This window comes from Paractinoplanes abujensis, from assembly GCF_014204895.1.
Classification (GTDB): Bacteria; Actinomycetota; Actinomycetes; order Mycobacteriales; family Micromonosporaceae; genus Actinoplanes; species Actinoplanes abujensis.
Window position 1 is genome coordinate 1,386,834 of record NZ_JACHMF010000001.1, and the last position, 17,556, is coordinate 1,404,389.

Consider the following 17,556-nt stretch of genomic DNA (forward strand, 5'->3'; position numbering starts at 1 on the left):
GATGTCCCAAGGTTATGGTTGATCTTCGCGGCCGGTCGGACAGGGGAGCTGGGCGAGACATGGACCGGGCACTGCTGGCGGACTTCCTGCGGGCCCGCCGGGAAGCGCTGCAACCGGAGGACGTCGGGTTGCCGCGCGGGCCACGACGGCGTACGGGTGGGTTGCGGCGCGAGGAGGTCGCGGCGCTGGCCGGCATGTCGGCCGACTACTACGGGCGCATCGAGCAGCAGCGCGGTCCGGTGCCGTCGGAGCCGATGCTGGCCGCGCTGGCGCGGGCCCTGCAGCTCAACCTGAGCGAACGGGACCATCTGTTCGCCCTGGGCGGTCACTCGGCACCGCGGCGCGAGGCGGGCGAGGACAAGGTGAGCGACACCATGCGCCGGGTCGCCGAGCGGCTGGCCGACACGCCGGCGATCGTGTTGTCGCGGTTCGGCGAGGCCCTGTTGCAGACCGCGCCCGGGGTGGCCCTGCTCGGTGACTACATGCGGTTCACCGGCTGGTCGCGCTATCTGGTCTACCGCTGGTTCACCGACCCGGAGCAGCGTGCGCTCTTCCCGCCCGAGGACCACGAGGTGCGGGGCCGGGTCTTCACCTCGGAGATCCGTGCCGCCTACACGGCCGACCCCGGGGGCCGGGCCGGCGAGATCGTCACGGCGCTGCTGGCCGTGAGCCCCGCGTTCGCCGAGGTCTGGCGGCGGCACGAGGTCGACGTCACCCACCATCTGGAGCTCAAGCGCTACCGGCATCCGGTGCTGGGCGAGCTGGAGCTGTACGCCCAGCGGCTGATCGACCCCGACCACGGCCAGGAACTGCTGGTCTACTCCGCGAAGCCGGGCACCGAGAGCCACGCCAAGCTGGAGACGCTGAGCGGGCCCTGACCGGGACTACTTGTCCCTGGATAAACGCGTCCTTCTCCCGGGTTCCGGTCCCGGCCAGGCTGATCCGGTGACAGAACCGTTCCATCCGCCCGGGACGCCCGAGTACGCCGCCTTTCCGCTCGCGGCGACGGCGGGCCCGGCCGGGGTGTTCACCGCGCGGTCGGTCGGCGAGGTCGTGCGGGCCGTGGCCGCCGCGCGCCGGGCCGGACGGCCGTTGCGGCTGACCACCACCGGCCTGGCAATGGGCCGGACCGCCCCGCTGACCGGGTCCCTGCTGCTGCGCCCGCTGCTCGACGCCCCGATCCGGGTCGACCCCGAGGCCCGTACGGCGTGGGTGCCGGCCGGCCGGACGTGGAGCGACGTCCTGCCCGAGACGATCCCGTACGGGCTGACCGCTGTGCACGGCTCGTCGGCCACCGCCGGGGTGATCGGCTACCTGCTCGGCGGCGGGCTCAGCTTCTACGGACGCCGTTTCGGGCTCGCCGCCAACACGGTCCGCTCGTTGACCCTGGTGCTGGCCGACGGTTCGGTGGTCGAGGCGAGCGCCACGCACCGCCCGGATCTGCTGTGGGCGCTGCGCGGCGGGGGCGGCGGGTTCGGCGTCGTCGTGGCGGCCGAGATCGAGCTGGTGCCGATGCACAGCGTCGTCACCGGGACGTCGCTGTGGGACCCGGCCGACACGCCCCGGGTGGCCCCGCTCTGGCAGGCCTGGTCCCGGACGGCCCCGCGGGAGATCACCACCCGCCTCCGCCTGCTGCCGGTGCCGTCGGGCCGGCGTGTCCTGGCTCTGGACGGCGCCGTGGTCGCCCCGGCCGCAACGGACCGGGCAGCCGCACGGCGGATCGCGGACGAGATGCTGTCCGCGCTCGTCCCGCCGGTGGCCGGCACGTGGGCCGCGGTCCCACCGGAAACGCTGGTGCCGGCCGGCCCGGAGCCGCGGGCCGTGCGGTCGGACTCCGCCCTCGTCCGCGAGCTCGACGCGGACATCTGGGCCGAGCTGGTGGCGGCCGGACCGGGCCTGCTCACCCTGGAGCTGCGTCAGCTGGGCGGGGCGTTGGCCACCCCGGCCGTGAGCGGCGGCGCGCTCGACAGTCTCGCTGCGCCGCTGCTCTACTACGCGGCCGGGCCGGCGGGGCAGTTGCGGGCGGTGCGCGCGGCCCTCGCACCGTTCCTGACGGGCTACACGGCACCCACCTTCGTCGAGCACTTCGACCTGCCTCAGCGCACGCTGGACGACTACACCCGCGTCCGGGTCGAACGCATCCGCCACGACGCCGACCCGACCGGCCTGTTCGCCGGCGACATCGACGCGGTGCGCAAGTGATCGACGTAACGCCGCCGACACGCCGCCGCGACTCCACTGACACCGGCGCTGCCTAGAACTCCTTCATGGACGTACTCGCAGCTCTGGGAAGACGGACATTTCTGCGCGCGGCAGCGGCCGTCGGTGTGGGCGGAATGGCCGCCGCCGCACCGGCCGCCGCGGCGGTGGCCTCGGCCGGCGTTCTGCAGCCGGGCCGCGGCCCGATCCACGGCCGGCACTATCTGCGGTCGCGGCCCGACGAGGTGCGCTGGGGGTACGTGCCGGCGGTGGGCAGCGAACCGGTGCTGCGGATGCGGTCGGGCGAGACGGTCACCGTCGACACCGTCTCGCACGAGGGCATCCTGGAGGACCAGGGACGCGATCCGGTCGCCTGGTTCGCGAAGCACGGGGTGCCGCGCGGCGAGGTGCTGACCGATGCGATCGACATCGCCCGCACGTACGACCGGACACCGCGCTCGTTCGACGTCGACGGCCCGCACGTCGTGACCGGGCCGATCCATGTGGCCGGGGCCGAGCCGGGCGACGTGCTGAAGATCGAGGTGCTGTCGGCGCTGCCCCGGGTCCCGTACGGGGTCGTGTCGAGCCGGCACGGCAAGGGTGCGCTGCCCCGGCTGGCGGGCAACGCGGTTCCGGCCGGCATCACCGAGGACGAAATCATGCCGCCGGTTGCCACTGACGGCCGCACGACGGGGGATCCGCTGCGCTACGGCAATGTCTCGATCTTCACGCCCGTACGGTCGAGGCGCGGGCGGCTCAGCGGGGTGCTCGCACCCGCCGAGTTCCCGTTGTCGCCGTTCATGGGCATGATGGGTGTGGCTTTCGCCTCGGCCACCACGCTGACCGACCCGCTGCTCAACTCCATCCCGCCCACCCTGGGCGGCGGCAACATCGACATCAATCTGCTCGGCGTCGGTTCGACGTTCTACCTGCCCGTCTTCGCCGAGGGGGCGCTGTTCTACGCGGGCGACCCGCACATGGCGATGGGTAACGGCGAGGTGGCGCTGACCGCGATGGAGGGCTCGCTGCGGGCCACGTACCGGCTGACGGTGATCAAGCCGGGCCGGCGGGGCGCGCCCGCGGTTGCCTTCGGCTATCCGTTCGCCGAGACCGCCGAGGCATGGATCCCGATCGGGCTGTCCGACCCGGACGGCTCGCGCGGCGGTCAGGGCAACGATCTGGACGTGGCGATGCGGCGGGCCGTCGTCAACGCGCTCGACTTCCTGGAGGCTCACCTCGGGATGGAGCGGGCGGTGGCTTACGCGTATCTCTCGGCGGCCGCCAACTTCGAGGTGTCGCAGGTGGTGGATCGCACGGTCGGCGTGCACGGGGTGATTCGCAAGGCCGACTTCCCGCCCTCCCACGGGCGGGCGGGAAGCCCTGCCGGGAACTAGATCTTGCCGGTTCCGGCGCCGGCCGTGACCGTGGCCTTGACCGTGTTGTTGGCTTCCGGGGTGTAGGAGTAAGGGATGGCCGCGACCGAGGCGCCGTTGCGGACCTGCTCCGTACCGGAATTGACCTTGTAGTTGTTGAGGACCTTGAGGTTGCCCGGGTCGGAGTCGCCGGTCTGGGTGACCGTCGGGTTGGCCACGTTCTCGAAGTAGTTGCGCTCGACGAACACGCCCGCGTTCTCGGTGGACGCCACCCCGTACGAGCCGATGTTGCTGTAGTAGTTGTTGAGCACGTGCACCGGGTTGGCGAAGCGCACGCGCGGGTGCCGCTGGTTGGTGCCCTCGAACCAGTTGTGCACATAGGTCACGCGCAGGTGGCCGATGTCCTGCGAACCGTTGTCGTCGCTGTGGCCCAGCAGCATCGACTTGTCGTGGTTGTGCAGCCGGTTCCACGAGACCGTGATGAAGTCCGACCCGCGCTTGATGTCGATCAGGCCGTCGTAACCGCTGGCCAGGTCGTTGTGGTCGATCCAGACGTTGGTGGTGTTGGACTGCACGTTGATCGAGTCGTCACCGGCGTTGCGGAACACGAGGTTGCGGATGATCACGTTGCGGACGCCGGACAGGTTGAGCCCGCCGCCGGTGATGCCCGAGCCCGACCCGACGCCGATGACCGTCTTGTTCGACGCGACGTCGTACATGCCGGAGATCGAGATCAGACCACTGACCCGTACGGTCTGGGACGTGCTCGCGCTGAGCGCTGCCTTGAGCGCGGACGCGCTGGTGACGGTGACGACGGTGCTCGCCGAGCCGCCGGTGGTGCCGCCGTTGAGGCTCGCGTAGCCGACCGGGCTGTTCTCCGCGGCCGAGGCCTCGAGCTGGCCGGCGGTGAGCACGCCGCCGACCATGAGGACGCCGGCCGAGACGGCGGACACGATCGTCCTGCGTCGTGTTGTTGCGGACATGGTTCCTCCGTACGTGGGGGTGCGGCGCCACGTGTCGGTGGAGGCGCGTGGCGCCCTGGTGGCCGGGTAAGCGCTTACCCGAGCGCAACTCAGAGTGACATCTATGGACATCGATGTCACTAGGCCGCCCGATATGTCGCACCTGTGAAAACGGCCGGGGGATTTTTGCAACGCGCCTGTCACGATGCCGCCGCAGCCGGACATAGGAAGTCACGTGGGCATCGAGAACGAGGATCACTTCCGCCGGGTCTACCAGGACTCGTTCGAGCCGCTGCTGGCGTACGCGCTGCGGCGGGTCGAGCAGCCGGCCGACGCGGCGGACGTGGTCTCCGAGACCTTCCTGATCGCGTGGCGGCGCGGGGGGCGGCTTCCGGACTCCGACGAGGCGACGCTTTGGCTGTACGGCGTCGCCCGCCGGGTGCTGGCCAACCACCACCGCGGCGGGGTCCGGCGGGAACGGCTCGGTGAACGCCTGCGGCAGCGGTTGCGTGAGACCGCCGCCGTCGACCCCGGCCAGCAGGTGCCGGAACGGCTGTCGGTCCGCGCCATCCTCACGCGGATGACCGAGCCGGACCGCGAAATGCTCATGCTGACGTTCTGGGAGGGCCTGGAGCCGCGCGAGGCCGCGGTGGTCCTCGGCATCACCCCGACGGTCGCCCGGGCGCGGCTGTCCCGGGCCCGCGCCCGGTTCCGCGAACTGGTGGACCCGTCCGACACGGTGGTGGCCGCGCGCGGCCAGGAGGAGCAGCGATGAGCGGCGACAAGTACGACCAGATGCTGCGCGAGGCGGACCCGTACCGGCCCGGGCCGTTCATCGCGGCCGACCAGGAACTGCTCACGCAGATCATGGCCGAGCCGCGGCGTCAGCCCTTCTCCCGGCTGGCCGTGGTGGGCGTGGCGGCCGCGGTGATCATCGCCGCGGTGGGAGTGGTGGTCGTGCTCAACCGGACGTCGGCCGCGCCCACGCTGCCGGCCGCGCCGACCCCGTCCGCCGCCTCGCCGTCCCGGGCCGGGCCGCCGCCCGCGTCGGATTCACTGCTCGAGCCGCAGAAGGTGAAGAAGGCCGCCGAACAGGGCTCGCGCCTGGTCATCGGTGAGCCCGGCTGGAAGATCATCCACCTCGAGCCGTTCGCCGACGACGGCGGCGAGATGGCGTGGGAGAAGGGCGACCGCATGATCAATTCATCGTGGTACCCCGCGGCCGAGTACAACTCCCGGCGCCACGACAAGCAGAAGGGCGCCGAGAAGGTGAAACTCGGCGACTACACCGGCTGGATGATCACCGAGGGCGGGCAGTTCCGGGTGATGACCGAGCCGCAGCCGGGCGGCAAGATCATGGTCTCCTTCGACAGCGGCCCCGGCTTCACCAAGGCGAGGTTCCGCACGTTCCTCGCGGGGGTCAAGACGGTCGGTGTCGAGGCCTGGATCGCCGCGGCGACGGGCACCGTCTCGCGGCGGGGCGAAATGGGGGACCGGGCGTATCGCCTCTTCGCCCACGGTGGCCTGGGCCGGCCGCAGAGCTGGGAAGATTCCCAGCTGGACGACCTCCCGGTCGACGGCACCCTGTTCGACTTCGACACCGCCCTGGCGAAGCAGGCCGCGTGCGGCTTCATCACCGACTGGGAGCAGGCCAAGGCGCGCGGCAACGCCGCCCTGCTCGAAGCGGTGCGCGAAACGCTGCTGGCCAGCAAGAACTGGACGGTCCTGAAAGACCTGGAACAGCAGGGCTCGACGCTGCGCACGCCCGTCATCGAGATGACCACCCGCCTGGCGAGCGACCAGGCCACCCCGTCGGAGATCGAGGTCTACCGCCGGCAGTTCTGCCCCCGCTGACGCCGCCGGGACGGGCGCTGCCCACGACGAGGGCAGCGCCCGTCCCGGACGAAGCGGGTGCTTACTCGACGAGTTCGCCGTCGGTCTCCACGTCACCGGCCTCGCGGAGGTGGCGGTTGTGGCGCGGCTCCTGCTTGGTCTTCGCGTCGTTGAGCTTGCGGCGCAGGTCGTCGCGGACGTCGTTGAGCGCGGCGCGCAGGTCCTCCTCGGTCGATGTGGTGACGATCTTCTGCCGGCCGGCGATCCAGCACTCCAGCGTGACTTTCTGCCCGCGCGCCTCGCGGTCCTTGACCGAGACCTCGAGCTCGGTCGAGTCGGCGTGGAAGGCGGCCAGCCGGGCGTCGAGCGTGCCGAACTGCTCGGCGATCCAGTTGAGGTCGCCCTGCGAGAAGCCGGCTCCCGCGCGAAGGCACTCGCTGACGGTGGCCGGGTCAGTCACAGCACTCATCACATCTCCTCGAATCGGATGAAACGGTCCGCGATCTTCTTCCCCGGTCGGGCGACGGCTAAAACCGGTCACCGCACGCGCAGACCGGTGAAAATCAGATCCAGCACGTGGTGGGCCCGGTCGGCCGCCTCCGGACGCGAGAGGAATCCCAGCAGCAGGAGCACGTCCGAGGCGCCCACATCGGCGCGGAGAGTGCCCTCGGCGCGGCCCGCGGCGAGCAGGCGGTCGATCGCCTCGGCGATCGGGTCGTGGTGCCCGGCCGCGAGTTCGCCGCCCTCCAAAGCGGCCAGGACCCCGCGCTTGACCCGCGCGTAGTCGGCCACGTTGTCCAGCCACAACCGGAACGCCGTGGCCGCGTCGTGCTCCGCCAGCAGTTCCGGCGCGGAGGCGACCAGCCGGTCGACGTCGGCCCGGTAGACCTCGGCCAGCAGCGCCTCCCGGGTCGCGAAGTTGCGGTACAGGGTGCCCTGGCCGACGCCCGCGGCCTTGGCCACCGCGTTCATCGGCAGCTCCGACGACGAGGCCAGAAGCTCCCGCGCGACCTGCACGATGCGCGCACGGTTGCTGACGGCGTCCGCGCGTGTGCGGCGCTCGGGCATGTGACGGACCTCCCTCGATAAAAGTGGACACGTGTCCGGATCGGCGGCATGCTTAACCGGACACCTGTCAACTTATCTCCTGGGAGGTTCCGATGCGAACCGTCATCATCACCGGCGCCAGCAGCGGCATCGGGCACGCGACGGCCGAGCTGCTCGCCGAGCGGGGCGCCGCGGTGGTGCTGGCCGCCCGGCGCCGCGAGCACATCGACGCCCTGGCCGACGAGATCACCGCGGCCGGCGGGCGGGCCCTCGCCGTGGCCACCGACGTGACGCAGGCTGACGACGTACGCCGCCTCGTCCGCACCGCGATCGACACGTACGGCGGGGTCGACGTGTTCGTCAACAACGCCGGCGTCGCCCGGCTCGGCCGCCTCGACGAACTCGGCGTGGACGACTGGGCCACGATGATCGACGTCAACGTCCGCGGGCTGCTGCACGGGCTGGCCGCGGTGCTCCCGGTCTTCCGCGAGCAGGGCCACGGCCACGTCGTCACGACCGTCTCGACCGCGGGCCTCAAGATCACGCCGACCATGGCCGTCTACGCGGCCACCAAGAACGCGGCCCGCACGATCATGGAGGGTCTGCGCGCCGAGTCGACCGACGGCGTCGTCCGCACCACCGAGATCTCGCCCGGCTTCGTGCGCACCGAACTCGCCGACGGCATGGAAGCCGGTGCGCGGGAGCGGATCCAGGCGGGGATGCGCGACTTCGGGCTCGACCCGGAGGCGGTCGCCCGCGCGATCTGCTTCGCGATCGAGCAGCCGGCCGACGTGGAGATCGGCTCGCTGACCATCCGCCCGGCCGTGCAGGACTGACAGCCCGGACGGGCACCGCGCGGGGCCGAGGGCGGCGGTAATCTGGACAGCCTGTCGACAGCTCCCGCCTGTCCCCGGCCGGGGACGCGCCCCCATCCATCGGGAAGTGCCGGATGAACCTGGACGACGAGCGGACCGAGGCCGTGGCGCGGATGTGGCGGGACCATGTGAGCTTGCCGTTCCCCGGCCGGCTGCGATCCGTCGACGTGGCCGGTGTGGAACTGGCGATGCTCGACGCCGACGTCGCCGGCCATGTCAGCTTCTGGCTGGACAATCGCGGCTGCCTCGACGACCGGCGGCGGAACGCTCTCGCCACCCGCGAACGGCAGCTCGACACGGTGATCCCCGAGCTGACCGGAGAGGAAGCGGCCTATTTCCGGCACCTGCTCGACATGGCCGTCCTGGTCCTGGAGGCTTGAAATTCGATGGTTCCGGCCGCCTCCGGCCGGTACAAAAGTGGAGTGATCAGCAAGTATCCCCGGACGCCGCATCTGGCCGGGTCGCGTCTGCAGCCGGGTGACGAGGATCTGACGCAGACGCCGTTCGCCGAGCTGGCCGGGCGGCACCTGGTCGTCGAGGAGAAACTGGACGGCGCGAACTCGGCCATCAGCTTCACCGCCGGCGGCGAGCTGCGCCTGCAGTCGCGGGGACACTACCTGGGCGGCGGCCCCCGCGAGCGGCAGTTCGCGCCGTTCAAGTCGTGGGCCAACCTGGTCGCACCGATCTTGCGCCCGATCCTGACCGGCCGGTTCGTGCTCTACGGCGAATGGTTGTACGCCAAGCACACGGTCTTCTACGACGCATTGCCGCACTACTTCTGCGAGTTCGACATCCTCGACCGCGAGACCGGCGCGTTCCTCGACACGCCGACGCGGCACGCGATGCTCGCGGGCACGCCCGTGGTGAGCGTCCCGGTGCTGCGTACGGGAACGTTCGCCCGGCCGGCCGAGCTGACCGGGCTGGTCGCGCCCTCCACCGTACGGACCTCGGGGTGGCGCGAGTCGCTGCGCGCGGCGGCGGCCAAGGCGGGCGCCGACCCCGGCCGTACGGCGGCCGAAACCGACTCCGGTGAGGAGATGGAAGGCCTTTACGTCAAGGACGAGGCGGACGGCCGGGTGGTTGCCCGCTACAAGTGGGTGCGGGCCGGCTTCTCGCAGGCTGTCCTCGACTCCGGCTCGCACTGGGCGGACCGGCCGATCGTGCCCAACGGCCTGGCCGACCCGGCGGTGATGTATGCGCTCTGACTGGACCATCTTCGCCGGGCTGTGCCCGGCCGGTCCGACGTGGACGGTGCCGTGGACACGGATCGAGGACGCGTTCGACTGGATCCGGCGCCTGCGCGGCGTGCCGCAGGACGCGGTGCACCACGCCGAGGGTGACGTCGCCACGCACACCCGGATGGCCGCCGAGGCGCTGGCCGCGATGCCCGCCTGGCGCGAACTGCCGCCGGGCGAGCGGGTGCGCCTGTTCGCCGCGGTGCTGCTGCACGACGTGGCCAAACCCGGCTGCACCCGTACGGACGAGTCCGGCCGCATCACCGCGCACGGCCACTCCCGTCGAGGCGACCTGGCCGTCCGGCGGATCCTGTGGGAGATGAACGCCCCGCGACCCTGGCGTGAGCACGTGGCCGCGCTGGTCCGGCATCACCAGGTGCCGTTCTGGGCGCTGGAACGCCCCGACCTCGAACAGATCGTGCTGCGGGTCAGCCTGCTCGCCCGCAACCGTGACCTGGCGCTGCTGGCCGACGCCGACATCACCGGCCGGATCTGCGGCGACCGCGACGAGGTGCTGGAAAACATCGACCTGTTCCGCGTCTACTGCGCCGACCTGGGCGTGCTCGACCAGCCGTGGCCCTTCGCGTCCGACCATGCCAGATTCCAATACTTCCGTACGCCGGGACGCGACCCCCGCTACGCCGCGTACGACGACACCCGGCTCACCATGACCGTGCTGTCCGGCCTGCCCGGCGCGGGCAAGGACACGTGGGTGGCCGCCCACGCCGGCGACCGCCCCGTGATCAGCCTGGACGCCATCCGCACCCGCCTCGGCATCAAACCCACCGACGGCCAGCGCGCAGTCGCCGCCGCCGCCCACGAGGAGGCCCGGGAACACCTGCGCGCCCGCCGCGACTTCGTCTGGAACGCCACCAACATCTCCCGCCAGCACCGCGACCTGTGCATCGCCTTGGGCGCGGCCTACCACGCCCGCGTCGAGATCGTGGCCCTGGAGGTCCCGCCGGAGACGCTGCGCCGTCAGAACACCGACCGCGACGCCGTCGTGCCCGAGCCGGTGATCAACCGCCTGCTCGGCAAATGGGAGTCGCCCGACGTGACCGAGGCGCACGCGGTGTGTGCGCTGTGATTTCCGACGAGCCCCGCCCCGGGCGCACCTCCTTGCGTGTTCTGTGGCGGGCTCGACGCATCAACTCTGGAGGCCTGCAGATTCGGCGGCAGTCATCGGTTTGATGGAGTGCCGGTACGGGTGATTTTCTCCTTGTTGTGATTTCCGAGTGCAATGGGTGCTTCGCCGGTGAGGCGGGGGCGGCTCTCCCGGCGGAGGCGGCGGATGCCGGTCGAGGTAGTGAGCCCGAGGGTGATCAAGGCCGTGACGAAGCGAGCGGCGACGGTAAGCTCGGGTAGAAGTTGCCAGAGGTAGTGAATGGTCTCGTGCATTTGGTGACTCCTTGTGGTGATTACTCGACGGAGTCCACGATCTCGCTGGTGGGTGTCTGGCGCGTCTGGCGTGAGACAGTGCGGACTCTGGACAGTCGAGTAGTGTCCGAGGCCGGCGGGGTGGATATGCGTGACGAACTGAGAGGCCTTCACGAGCGAGCGGGTAAGCCGACTCAGGGTGCGCTGAAACAGCACGCCGACGCGGCCGGGCACGACGTCGGACGGTCCACCTTGATCGCCGTAGTGTCGCCGACCGCACGAGGGAACCTCAAGTGGCAGACTGTGGCGGCATTTATCGATGGTTGCTTGCGATATGCGGACAAGAACCGAGGGCTCGGACTGCTGCCTGATGATGTCGACATACGACAGTGGCGGTTGCGTTGGGCAGGCGTATCCGGGACGAAGTGACGACGGCTCCGCCGGGGTAATTGAGGCTTATCAGGCTCGCTTGCGCGACCGCTACGGACATCTGGACATTGACTCTTTGCTCCCGCTGCATAATCAGCAGGAGCAGATCGCTGTGGGAGTGCGGGAGGTGTTCGTTCCGCAAACGGTCCGGACAGACCCGCCACCGGTCGACTTGCCCCGGGAGCTGTGGCAACGGCTGGCTGACTCCGGGGTACTGGACGACCGAGATCTACCGGGAGATCTCGACCATCACACCCTGGCTAAGTTGCGGCACTCGTACGAGGCGCGTCCGGCCCGGCCGGTCCTGGAGGTGCTTGCCGAGCCGGACGGCCAGAAGATGGTGCTGCTGGGCGACCCGGGAGCGGGTAAGTCGACGCTTGCTCGCTATTTGGCTGTAGTTCTCGCCCAGCGCGGGGGTGATGTCTTACCGGCCGGGCTGGTCGGGCTGCTTCCGGTGCTGATCGAGCTGCGCCGTTACGCCGACCCCACCTGGCGCGGCCTTAGCTTTGTGGACTTCCTCGACCGGCAGCACCACACCGACGACAGGCTGGGGCTGCCCCGCACTCTGCTCGAACGCCGGCTTCACGAGCCCGGCCGGGTGCTCGTCATCTTCGACGGGCTGGATGAATTGTTCGACCGTGGTGACCGCGAGGTCATCGCACACCAGATCACCGGCTTTGCCACCCACTACCCTGGCGCCCGAGTTGTGGTCACCTCCAGGCACGTCGGCTATCAGCGCGGTCCATTCGATGCGGCAGGGTTCAGCCATCACATGCTGCAGGACCTCGGCCAGAAGCAGATCGACCTGTTCACGCAACGCTGGTATCGCATAGCGTGCCCTGGCAATCCCCCCGAGGCGGCTCGGCTGCGTGAACGACTGCTCACTGCGATCGCCAGCTCCCGCTCCGTCCAGGAGTTGGCGGGGAACCCGCTTTTGCTGACCATTCTAGCGGTCATCGGCCGTCGTCAGACGCTGCCCCGCGACCGGCACAACGTCTATCGCCACGCGGTTACCGTGCTGGTCGAACACTGGGAAGTCAGCAAGCACCTCGCCGCCACCGACCCAGCCCTGCCGGAGTTGGACCGTGAGGACAAACTCGATCTGCTTCGGCTGATCGCCCGCCGGATGCAGGACGGCCGCGCCGGCCTGGCCGGTAATCACATCGTCGGTACGGACCTGTTCCGCATGTTCGAGACGTATTTCCAAGTCGACCACGCGTTACCACCTGGCCCGGCCAAGGTAGCCGCCCGCGCCATGCTCGAACAGTTCCAGCACCGCAATTTCATCCTCAGCCGCTTCGGCAGCCAGGTTTACGGATTCGTCCACCGCACCTTTCTGGAATATCTGGCCGCGGAAGATATCGACGTACGTTTCGGTAACCGTGAATTGAGCGAGAGTGATCTCCTCCAAGGGGTCTTCGGCGCCCGATGGTCAGACCCCGCCTGGCACGAGGTTCTGCTGCTGCTCACCGGCATACGAGAACACTTCGCCGGACGTATCATCGACCGTTTGCTTGCCGCCGACCCTTACTGGCGACTGCGCGACAAACTGCCCCAGCACATTCTGTTGGCCATGCGGTGCCTGGGCGAACTGCGCAAACCGGTAGCGCTGGGCCCACGACACCGGGCCATTGCCGGCGCCCTGACGCACCTGCTCGAAAGCTTGCGTAGCCGGCCGTACGACCTCGCCCTTCTTACGGCGTTCAAGCAGATCGTCGTGCCGGTCATCACGACTCTCGGTCCACGCTGGCCCGGCCGGGACTACTACCTGGCCTGGTACCGCCTCCGCGGCCAGATCCACTTGTCTGACCTCCGCATGGACTCCCGGCAGATGGCTTCGATCGCCAACCAGATAGCCCTCGCCCTCGATCCGAGCAGTGACTTGCGGCAATACTTGTTTACCGTCGCGACCGACCACCACCACGAGGCGATCCGAAGAACCGCTGTCGAAGCGATCGCCTCCGGTTGGCCTGGAGATCCCGAAACTCTGCTCTGGCTACGTGAGCGCATTACGGACGACGCCGACGAGTACGTTCGGCAAGCTGCAGTCCGCGCGGTTGCCTCGGGCTGGCCCGAGGACCCCGGCACGTTGCCCCTGCTGCGGGCGCGCGCTACCGGCGACACTGACGCGTATGCACGAACGGCCGCGGTCCGTGCGATCGCCTCGGGCTGGCCTGAGGATGCCGGCACGTTGCCCCTGCTGCGTGAGTGCGCCACCACCGACGAGCACGAGTACGTTCGGCAGGCTGCGCTGCGTGCGATCGCCTCGGGCTGGCCTGAGGATGCCGGCACGTTGCCCCTGCTGCGTGAGTGCGCCACCACCGACGAGCACGAGTACGTTCGGCAGGCTGCGCTGCGTGCGATCGCCTCGGGCTGGCCTGAGGATGCCGGCACGCTGCCCCTGCTGCACGACTATGCCACCGGCGACGCCAACGCATATGTCCGGCGAGCCGCGACGCAGGCAATCGTCTCCGGGCGGGCTGACGATCCCGGCACGTTGTTTCTGCTGCGGGAGCGTGCCACCAGCGATCATCACGCGTACGTCCGGGACGCAGCCATCCGCGCGCTTGCCTCCGGCTGGCGCGTGCATCCCGGGACATTGCCCCTACTGCATGAGTGCGCCACCACCGACAACCACGAGGACGTTCGGATGGCCGCTGTCGACGCGCTTGCCTCTGGTTGGCCCGAGGATCCGGGCACGCTGCGGCTGCTGCGCGAACGGTCGATCGATGATGGCAACGAGTACGTCCGGGGAACTGCTGTCCGTCTGCTTGCCTCCGGTTGGTCTGAGGATCCCGGCACGTTGCCCCTGCTGCGTGAGCGAGCCAGTTCCGACACTCATGAGTACGTTCGGCAGGCCGCGATGCATGCGGTTGCCGTCGGATGGGCTAAGGATCCTGGCACGCTGTTTCTGTTGCGTGAGCGCGCTACCGATGACGCCAATGAGTACGTCCGGCGGGCCGCTGTCCGTGCGATTGCTTCCGGTTGGTCTGAGGATCCCGGCACGCTGCCCCTGCTGCGTGAGTGCGCTACCGGCAACGTGAACGAGGACATACGGATTGCTGCTCTAACTGCGATTGCTTCCCGTTGGCCCGAGGATCCCGGCACCCTGCCGCTGCTGCGTGAGCGCGCCACTAGTGACGATCAGCCGATCGTCCGGGATGCTGCGGTTTATGCGATTGCCGTCGGATGGGCTGAGCATCCCGGTACGCTGCCCCTGCTGCACGAGTGCGCCACCAGCGACAACGACGAGGACGTACGGACAGCCGCGGTGAACGCAATCGTCTCCGGCTGGCCCGGAGATCCCGGCACGCTGTCCCTGATGCGTCAGCGCGACGCCGTCGACCGTCGCAAGGGCGCTCAGGAAGCGCATTCAAGGCGATCGAGGTAAGCGAGTGTGCTGCGGACGGCCTGCCGCCGCCGCTGCCTGGCAACCGGTGCTCCGATTAGTCTGGGGGTGTGCGTAAGTGGATCCCGTGGGCGGTGGTGACCGGCGTGGTCGCGGCCGCGCTGGTCGTCGTCGCCGGTCCGCGGCTTCTCACCACCGAAACCCGAATCGAGCCCCAGGTCGTAAGGCTGCTGGGCAGCGGCGGTGATCCGCTGGTGCTGATGGTGGGTTTCCGCTGGATCGAAGAGGGCTTCTGCGACGGCCAATTCACTGTCGAGGCCGTCGAAACTACGACCACCGTCACCATCGGCACCGTGGTCAGCCGCGAACGCGACGGCATGATGTGTGCGGGGCTGGGCACCGTCGACGAGATGGCCTGGGTCGACGTCAACCTCCGGGCGCCGCTCGGCACCCGGTCGGCTGTCCGCTCCTCCGACGGAGTGACGCTGGCGCTGCGCCCTTCTTGACGTCCCGGTGAAAGATATGGCGATGCCTGAACTCGAAGTAGCGGCCGACGAGGACTGGTTGGCTCGTCTCGGTGTGTTGCCCAGCCCGGAGGAGGTGTCGGGTGACGAGTATGTGCGCGCGGCCGGGTTGTGACCGACCTGTTCCGCGAGACGGCGACCAAGCTGACTGTGACCGCGACAGGGTCCACCGGGGAGGTCATTGTCGATTACGGCTCGACGGGCTGGTCGGGCTGGGCGCGCGTCCGGGTCCTGCCCACGGTTGAGATCGAGGACACGCTGCTACGGTCCTGAGCGGCGCGCCCGGGTTGGCGGGACGCGGCCGTCATGATGGCATGTCAGCGGGCGATCAGCCGGTCAGCATTTCGGCGAACTCGGCGGGGTCGATGATGGGGATGCCGAGTTTGGCCGCCTTGGTGGCCTTGGCCGTGGTGGTCTCGGAAGTGATCAGGGCCGTGGTGGTGGCGGAGACGCTGCCGCTGGCCCGGCCGCCCAGCTGTTCGATGCGTTCGCTCACGGTGGTGCGGGTGTAGCCGGGGACGCTGCCGCTCACCACGTACGTACGGCCCTCGAACGGCTTTTCGCCCTCGGTCTCGGGGACGCTCATCGTGACGCCGGCCGCGGCCAGGCGGTCGATCACGCCGGACATCGCGGCCAGGCCGTCGACCACGTGCTGCGCCTTGATCAGGCCCATCTTGTCGATCTCGGCGATCTCCTCCACCGTGGCCGCGCGCAACGCCTCCATGGTCTTGAAGCGGGCGGCCAGCCAGCGGCCGACGCTGCGGCCGGTCATGCGGATGCCGAGCCCGGTGATCACGCGGTTGAACGGCTGGCTCTTGCTGCGTTCGAGCGAGGCGACGACCTTGGCCGCGTTGAGCTTGCCGAGCAGCACCACGCCGCCCGCCTTGGTGTTGCCGACCGGCAGCTCGGCCAGCTGTTCCTCGGTCAGCGAGTAGAGGTCGGCGACGTCGGTGGCCAGCCCGGTGTTGACGAGGGCCACGCAGAGCGCCTCGCCCGCACCCTCGACGTCGAGGGCCTCGCGGCTGCACCAGTACTCCAACGCGTTGACGGCGCTGCACGACGCGGTGTGGCAGCGCCACAGCAGGCTCGACTTGTCCCACGGCTCGCCGCACTGGGGGCAGGTCTCGGGCGGCGTCCACGGGGTGAGACCGTGCGGCTGCTCACCGATGGGCGCGGTGACCCGCGGAATGACGTCACCGGCGCGCCACACGGCGACGGTCTGGCCGATCGCCAGGCCCTGATCCTCCACGAACTTGGGGTTGTGCAGCGTGGCGTAGGTGATCGTGGTGCCGTCGACGAAGACCGGGTCGAGCACGGCCCGCAACGAGATGCGCCCGGTGCGCCCGACCCGCACCTCGATGTCGCGCAGCACCGTCGAACCGGTGTCGGCCGGATATTTGAACGCGGCCGCCCAGTGCGGGGTGCGGCTGCCGGAACCGAGCCGCCGGCGCGTCGATTCGAGGTCGGCCGTGAGCACCGCGCCGTCGATCGGGAAGTCGAGATCGCGCCGCAGCTCGCCGACGCGCGCGACGGCGGCCAGCGCGGCCTCGGCGTCGTCGCAGACCTGGATCTCGCCCGTGGCCAGCCGCCCCGCCACGGGAAATCCGAGCTCGGCGGCGTGGGCCATGCGCTCCCGGTGGGAGGCGAAGGTGCCGGAGATGTCGTACGCCGAGAAGGTCATCGGCGCGTCGTAGGCCCGGTCGACAGTGCGGATCGACCCGGCCACCGCGCCTCGCGAGTTGATGAACGGCTTGCCCCCGGCGGCGACCCGGTTGGCCCCGGCCGCCTCGAAGTCGGCCACCGTCATGTAGACCTCGCCGCGCACCTCACCCGTCCACGGCGTGGCCAGCCGCGCGGGCAGACCGGCGACCCCGCGCAGCACCTGGGCCGTGACGTTCTCCCCCGTGCTGCCGTCGCCGCGCAGCGCGGCCAGGGTGAGCTTGCCCGACACGTATTCCACCCGGATGGCCAGGCCGTCCAGCTTGACCTCGACGAGGCAGGGCTCACCGCCCAGGCTCGCCACGAAAGCCCGTACGCCGTCCTCGCCGTTGATTTTCTCCAAGGACATCATCGGCACCGGGTGCCGCACGTCGCCGCCCTCCGACACGCCGGCCGCGACCTGCGTGGTGATGCCGCGGTCGTCCCAGCCGGGGTGCGCCTTCTTCGCCTCGGCGATGCTGTCGAGCAGGGCGTCGTAGTCGGCGTCGGTCATCAGCACGTCGCCGGTGTCGTAATACGACTTGGCGGCGGCCTGGGCCTGCGCGACGGCGGCGGCGAAGCCGGATTCGGTCAACGTCATGCCGACAACCTACGACCCGGGTACGACAATTCCGTGCCGCGACCGGCCAAAGCC

The 17,556-nt window shown here is 69.8% G+C and carries 17 protein-coding genes; 12 read left to right on the forward strand and 5 right to left on the reverse strand.

The annotated features are described in order from the left end of the window. The first annotated feature begins 59 nt into the window (after positions 1-59). The 3 genes from BKA14_RS05720 (at position 60) to BKA14_RS05730 (ending at position 3,593) form a co-directional block, all read left to right on the forward strand. Positions 60-878: a helix-turn-helix transcriptional regulator gene (locus BKA14_RS05720; protein ID WP_184949871.1), complete on the forward strand. Its 819-nt coding sequence runs from the start codon at positions 60-62 to the stop codon at positions 876-878. Between the two features lie 67 nt (positions 879-945). Further along, positions 946-2,202 (forward strand): FAD-binding protein, encoded by a 1,257-nt coding sequence (locus BKA14_RS05725; RefSeq protein WP_184949872.1) that lies wholly within the window; start codon positions 946-948, stop codon positions 2,200-2,202. Positions 2,203-2,267: 65 nt separating this feature from the next. Next, positions 2,268-3,593, forward strand: a complete 1,326-nt coding sequence (locus tag BKA14_RS05730) for an acetamidase/formamidase family protein (protein WP_184949873.1) — start codon at positions 2,268-2,270, stop codon at positions 3,591-3,593. Here the strand turns inward: BKA14_RS05730 and BKA14_RS05735 are convergent. After that, positions 3,590-4,555: a pectate lyase family protein gene (locus BKA14_RS05735; protein WP_184949874.1), complete on the reverse strand. Its 966-nt coding sequence runs from the start codon at positions 4,553-4,555 to the stop codon at positions 3,590-3,592. The genes BKA14_RS05730 and BKA14_RS05735 overlap by 4 nt on opposite strands. A gap of 214 nt (positions 4,556-4,769) precedes the next feature. Here BKA14_RS05735 and BKA14_RS05740 point away from each other — a divergent pair, with 214 nt between their 5' ends. Then, positions 4,770-5,309, forward strand: a complete 540-nt coding sequence (locus BKA14_RS05740; RefSeq protein ID WP_239092464.1) for an RNA polymerase sigma factor — start codon at positions 4,770-4,772, stop codon at positions 5,307-5,309. After that, positions 5,306-6,388 (forward strand): hypothetical protein, encoded by a 1,083-nt coding sequence (locus BKA14_RS05745; RefSeq protein ID WP_184949876.1) that lies wholly within the window; start codon positions 5,306-5,308, stop codon positions 6,386-6,388. The genes BKA14_RS05740 and BKA14_RS05745 overlap by 4 nt, the downstream gene beginning before the upstream one ends. Before the next feature lie 61 nt (positions 6,389-6,449). Here the strand turns inward: BKA14_RS05745 and BKA14_RS05750 are convergent, their stop codons facing one another. Continuing rightward, positions 6,450-6,836, reverse strand: a complete 387-nt coding sequence (locus BKA14_RS05750; protein WP_184949877.1) for an HPF/RaiA family ribosome-associated protein — start codon at positions 6,834-6,836, stop codon at positions 6,450-6,452. Between the two features lie 68 nt (positions 6,837-6,904). Further along, entirely contained in the window at positions 6,905-7,435 is a 531-nt protein-coding gene (locus BKA14_RS05755; RefSeq protein WP_184949878.1) for a TetR/AcrR family transcriptional regulator, read from the reverse strand. 92 nt (positions 7,436-7,527) lie between these two features. On the opposite strand from BKA14_RS05755, the gene BKA14_RS05760 reads away from it, so the two are divergent. The 4 genes from BKA14_RS05760 to BKA14_RS05775 all read left to right on the forward strand — a co-directional run bounded on the left by BKA14_RS05760 (position 7,528) and on the right by BKA14_RS05775 (position 10,611). Continuing rightward, entirely contained in the window at positions 7,528-8,250 is a 723-nt protein-coding gene (locus tag BKA14_RS05760) for an SDR family oxidoreductase (RefSeq protein WP_184949879.1), read from the forward strand. 113 nt (positions 8,251-8,363) lie between these two features. Then, entirely contained in the window at positions 8,364-8,669 is a 306-nt protein-coding gene (locus tag BKA14_RS05765; RefSeq protein WP_184949880.1) for a hypothetical protein, read from the forward strand. 42 nt (positions 8,670-8,711) lie between these two features. Continuing rightward, on the forward strand, positions 8,712-9,494 hold the full coding sequence (locus BKA14_RS05770) for an RNA ligase family protein (RefSeq protein WP_184949881.1): 783 nt from the start codon (positions 8,712-8,714) through the stop codon (positions 9,492-9,494). Further along, complete coding sequence (locus BKA14_RS05775; protein WP_184949882.1) at positions 9,484-10,611, forward strand: AAA family ATPase; 1,128 nt, start codon at positions 9,484-9,486, stop codon at positions 10,609-10,611. The genes BKA14_RS05770 and BKA14_RS05775 overlap by 11 nt, the downstream gene beginning before the upstream one ends. A gap of 92 nt (positions 10,612-10,703) precedes the next feature. On the opposite strand, the gene BKA14_RS05780 is transcribed toward BKA14_RS05775, so the two are convergent. Next, positions 10,704-10,922, reverse strand: coding sequence for a hypothetical protein (locus BKA14_RS05780; protein WP_184949883.1), 219 nt, complete (start codon positions 10,920-10,922; stop codon positions 10,704-10,706). 448 nt (positions 10,923-11,370) lie between these two features. Between BKA14_RS05780 and BKA14_RS05785 the strand changes: the two genes are divergently transcribed. The 3 genes from BKA14_RS05785 to BKA14_RS05795 all read left to right on the forward strand — a co-directional run bounded on the left by BKA14_RS05785 (position 11,371) and on the right by BKA14_RS05795 (position 15,476). Then, complete coding sequence (locus BKA14_RS05785; RefSeq protein WP_184949884.1) at positions 11,371-14,721, forward strand: HEAT repeat domain-containing protein; 3,351 nt, start codon at positions 11,371-11,373, stop codon at positions 14,719-14,721. A gap of 68 nt (positions 14,722-14,789) precedes the next feature. Next, positions 14,790-15,185: a hypothetical protein gene (locus tag BKA14_RS05790; protein ID WP_184949885.1), complete on the forward strand. Its 396-nt coding sequence runs from the start codon at positions 14,790-14,792 to the stop codon at positions 15,183-15,185. 129 nt (positions 15,186-15,314) lie between these two features. After that, positions 15,315-15,476 carry a hypothetical protein gene (locus BKA14_RS05795; protein WP_184949886.1) on the forward strand — a complete coding sequence of 54 codons (162 nt, stop codon included), beginning with the start codon at positions 15,315-15,317 and terminating at the stop codon, positions 15,474-15,476. Between the two features lie 55 nt (positions 15,477-15,531). Here BKA14_RS05795 and ligA read toward each other — a convergent pair whose 3' ends face one another. Next, the gene (ligA, locus tag BKA14_RS05800) at positions 15,532-17,502 is read right to left on the reverse strand and encodes an NAD-dependent DNA ligase LigA (RefSeq protein ID WP_239092463.1); all 1,971 of its coding nucleotides are present in this window, start codon (positions 17,500-17,502) and stop codon (positions 15,532-15,534) included. Positions 17,503-17,556: the final 54 nt, after the last annotated feature.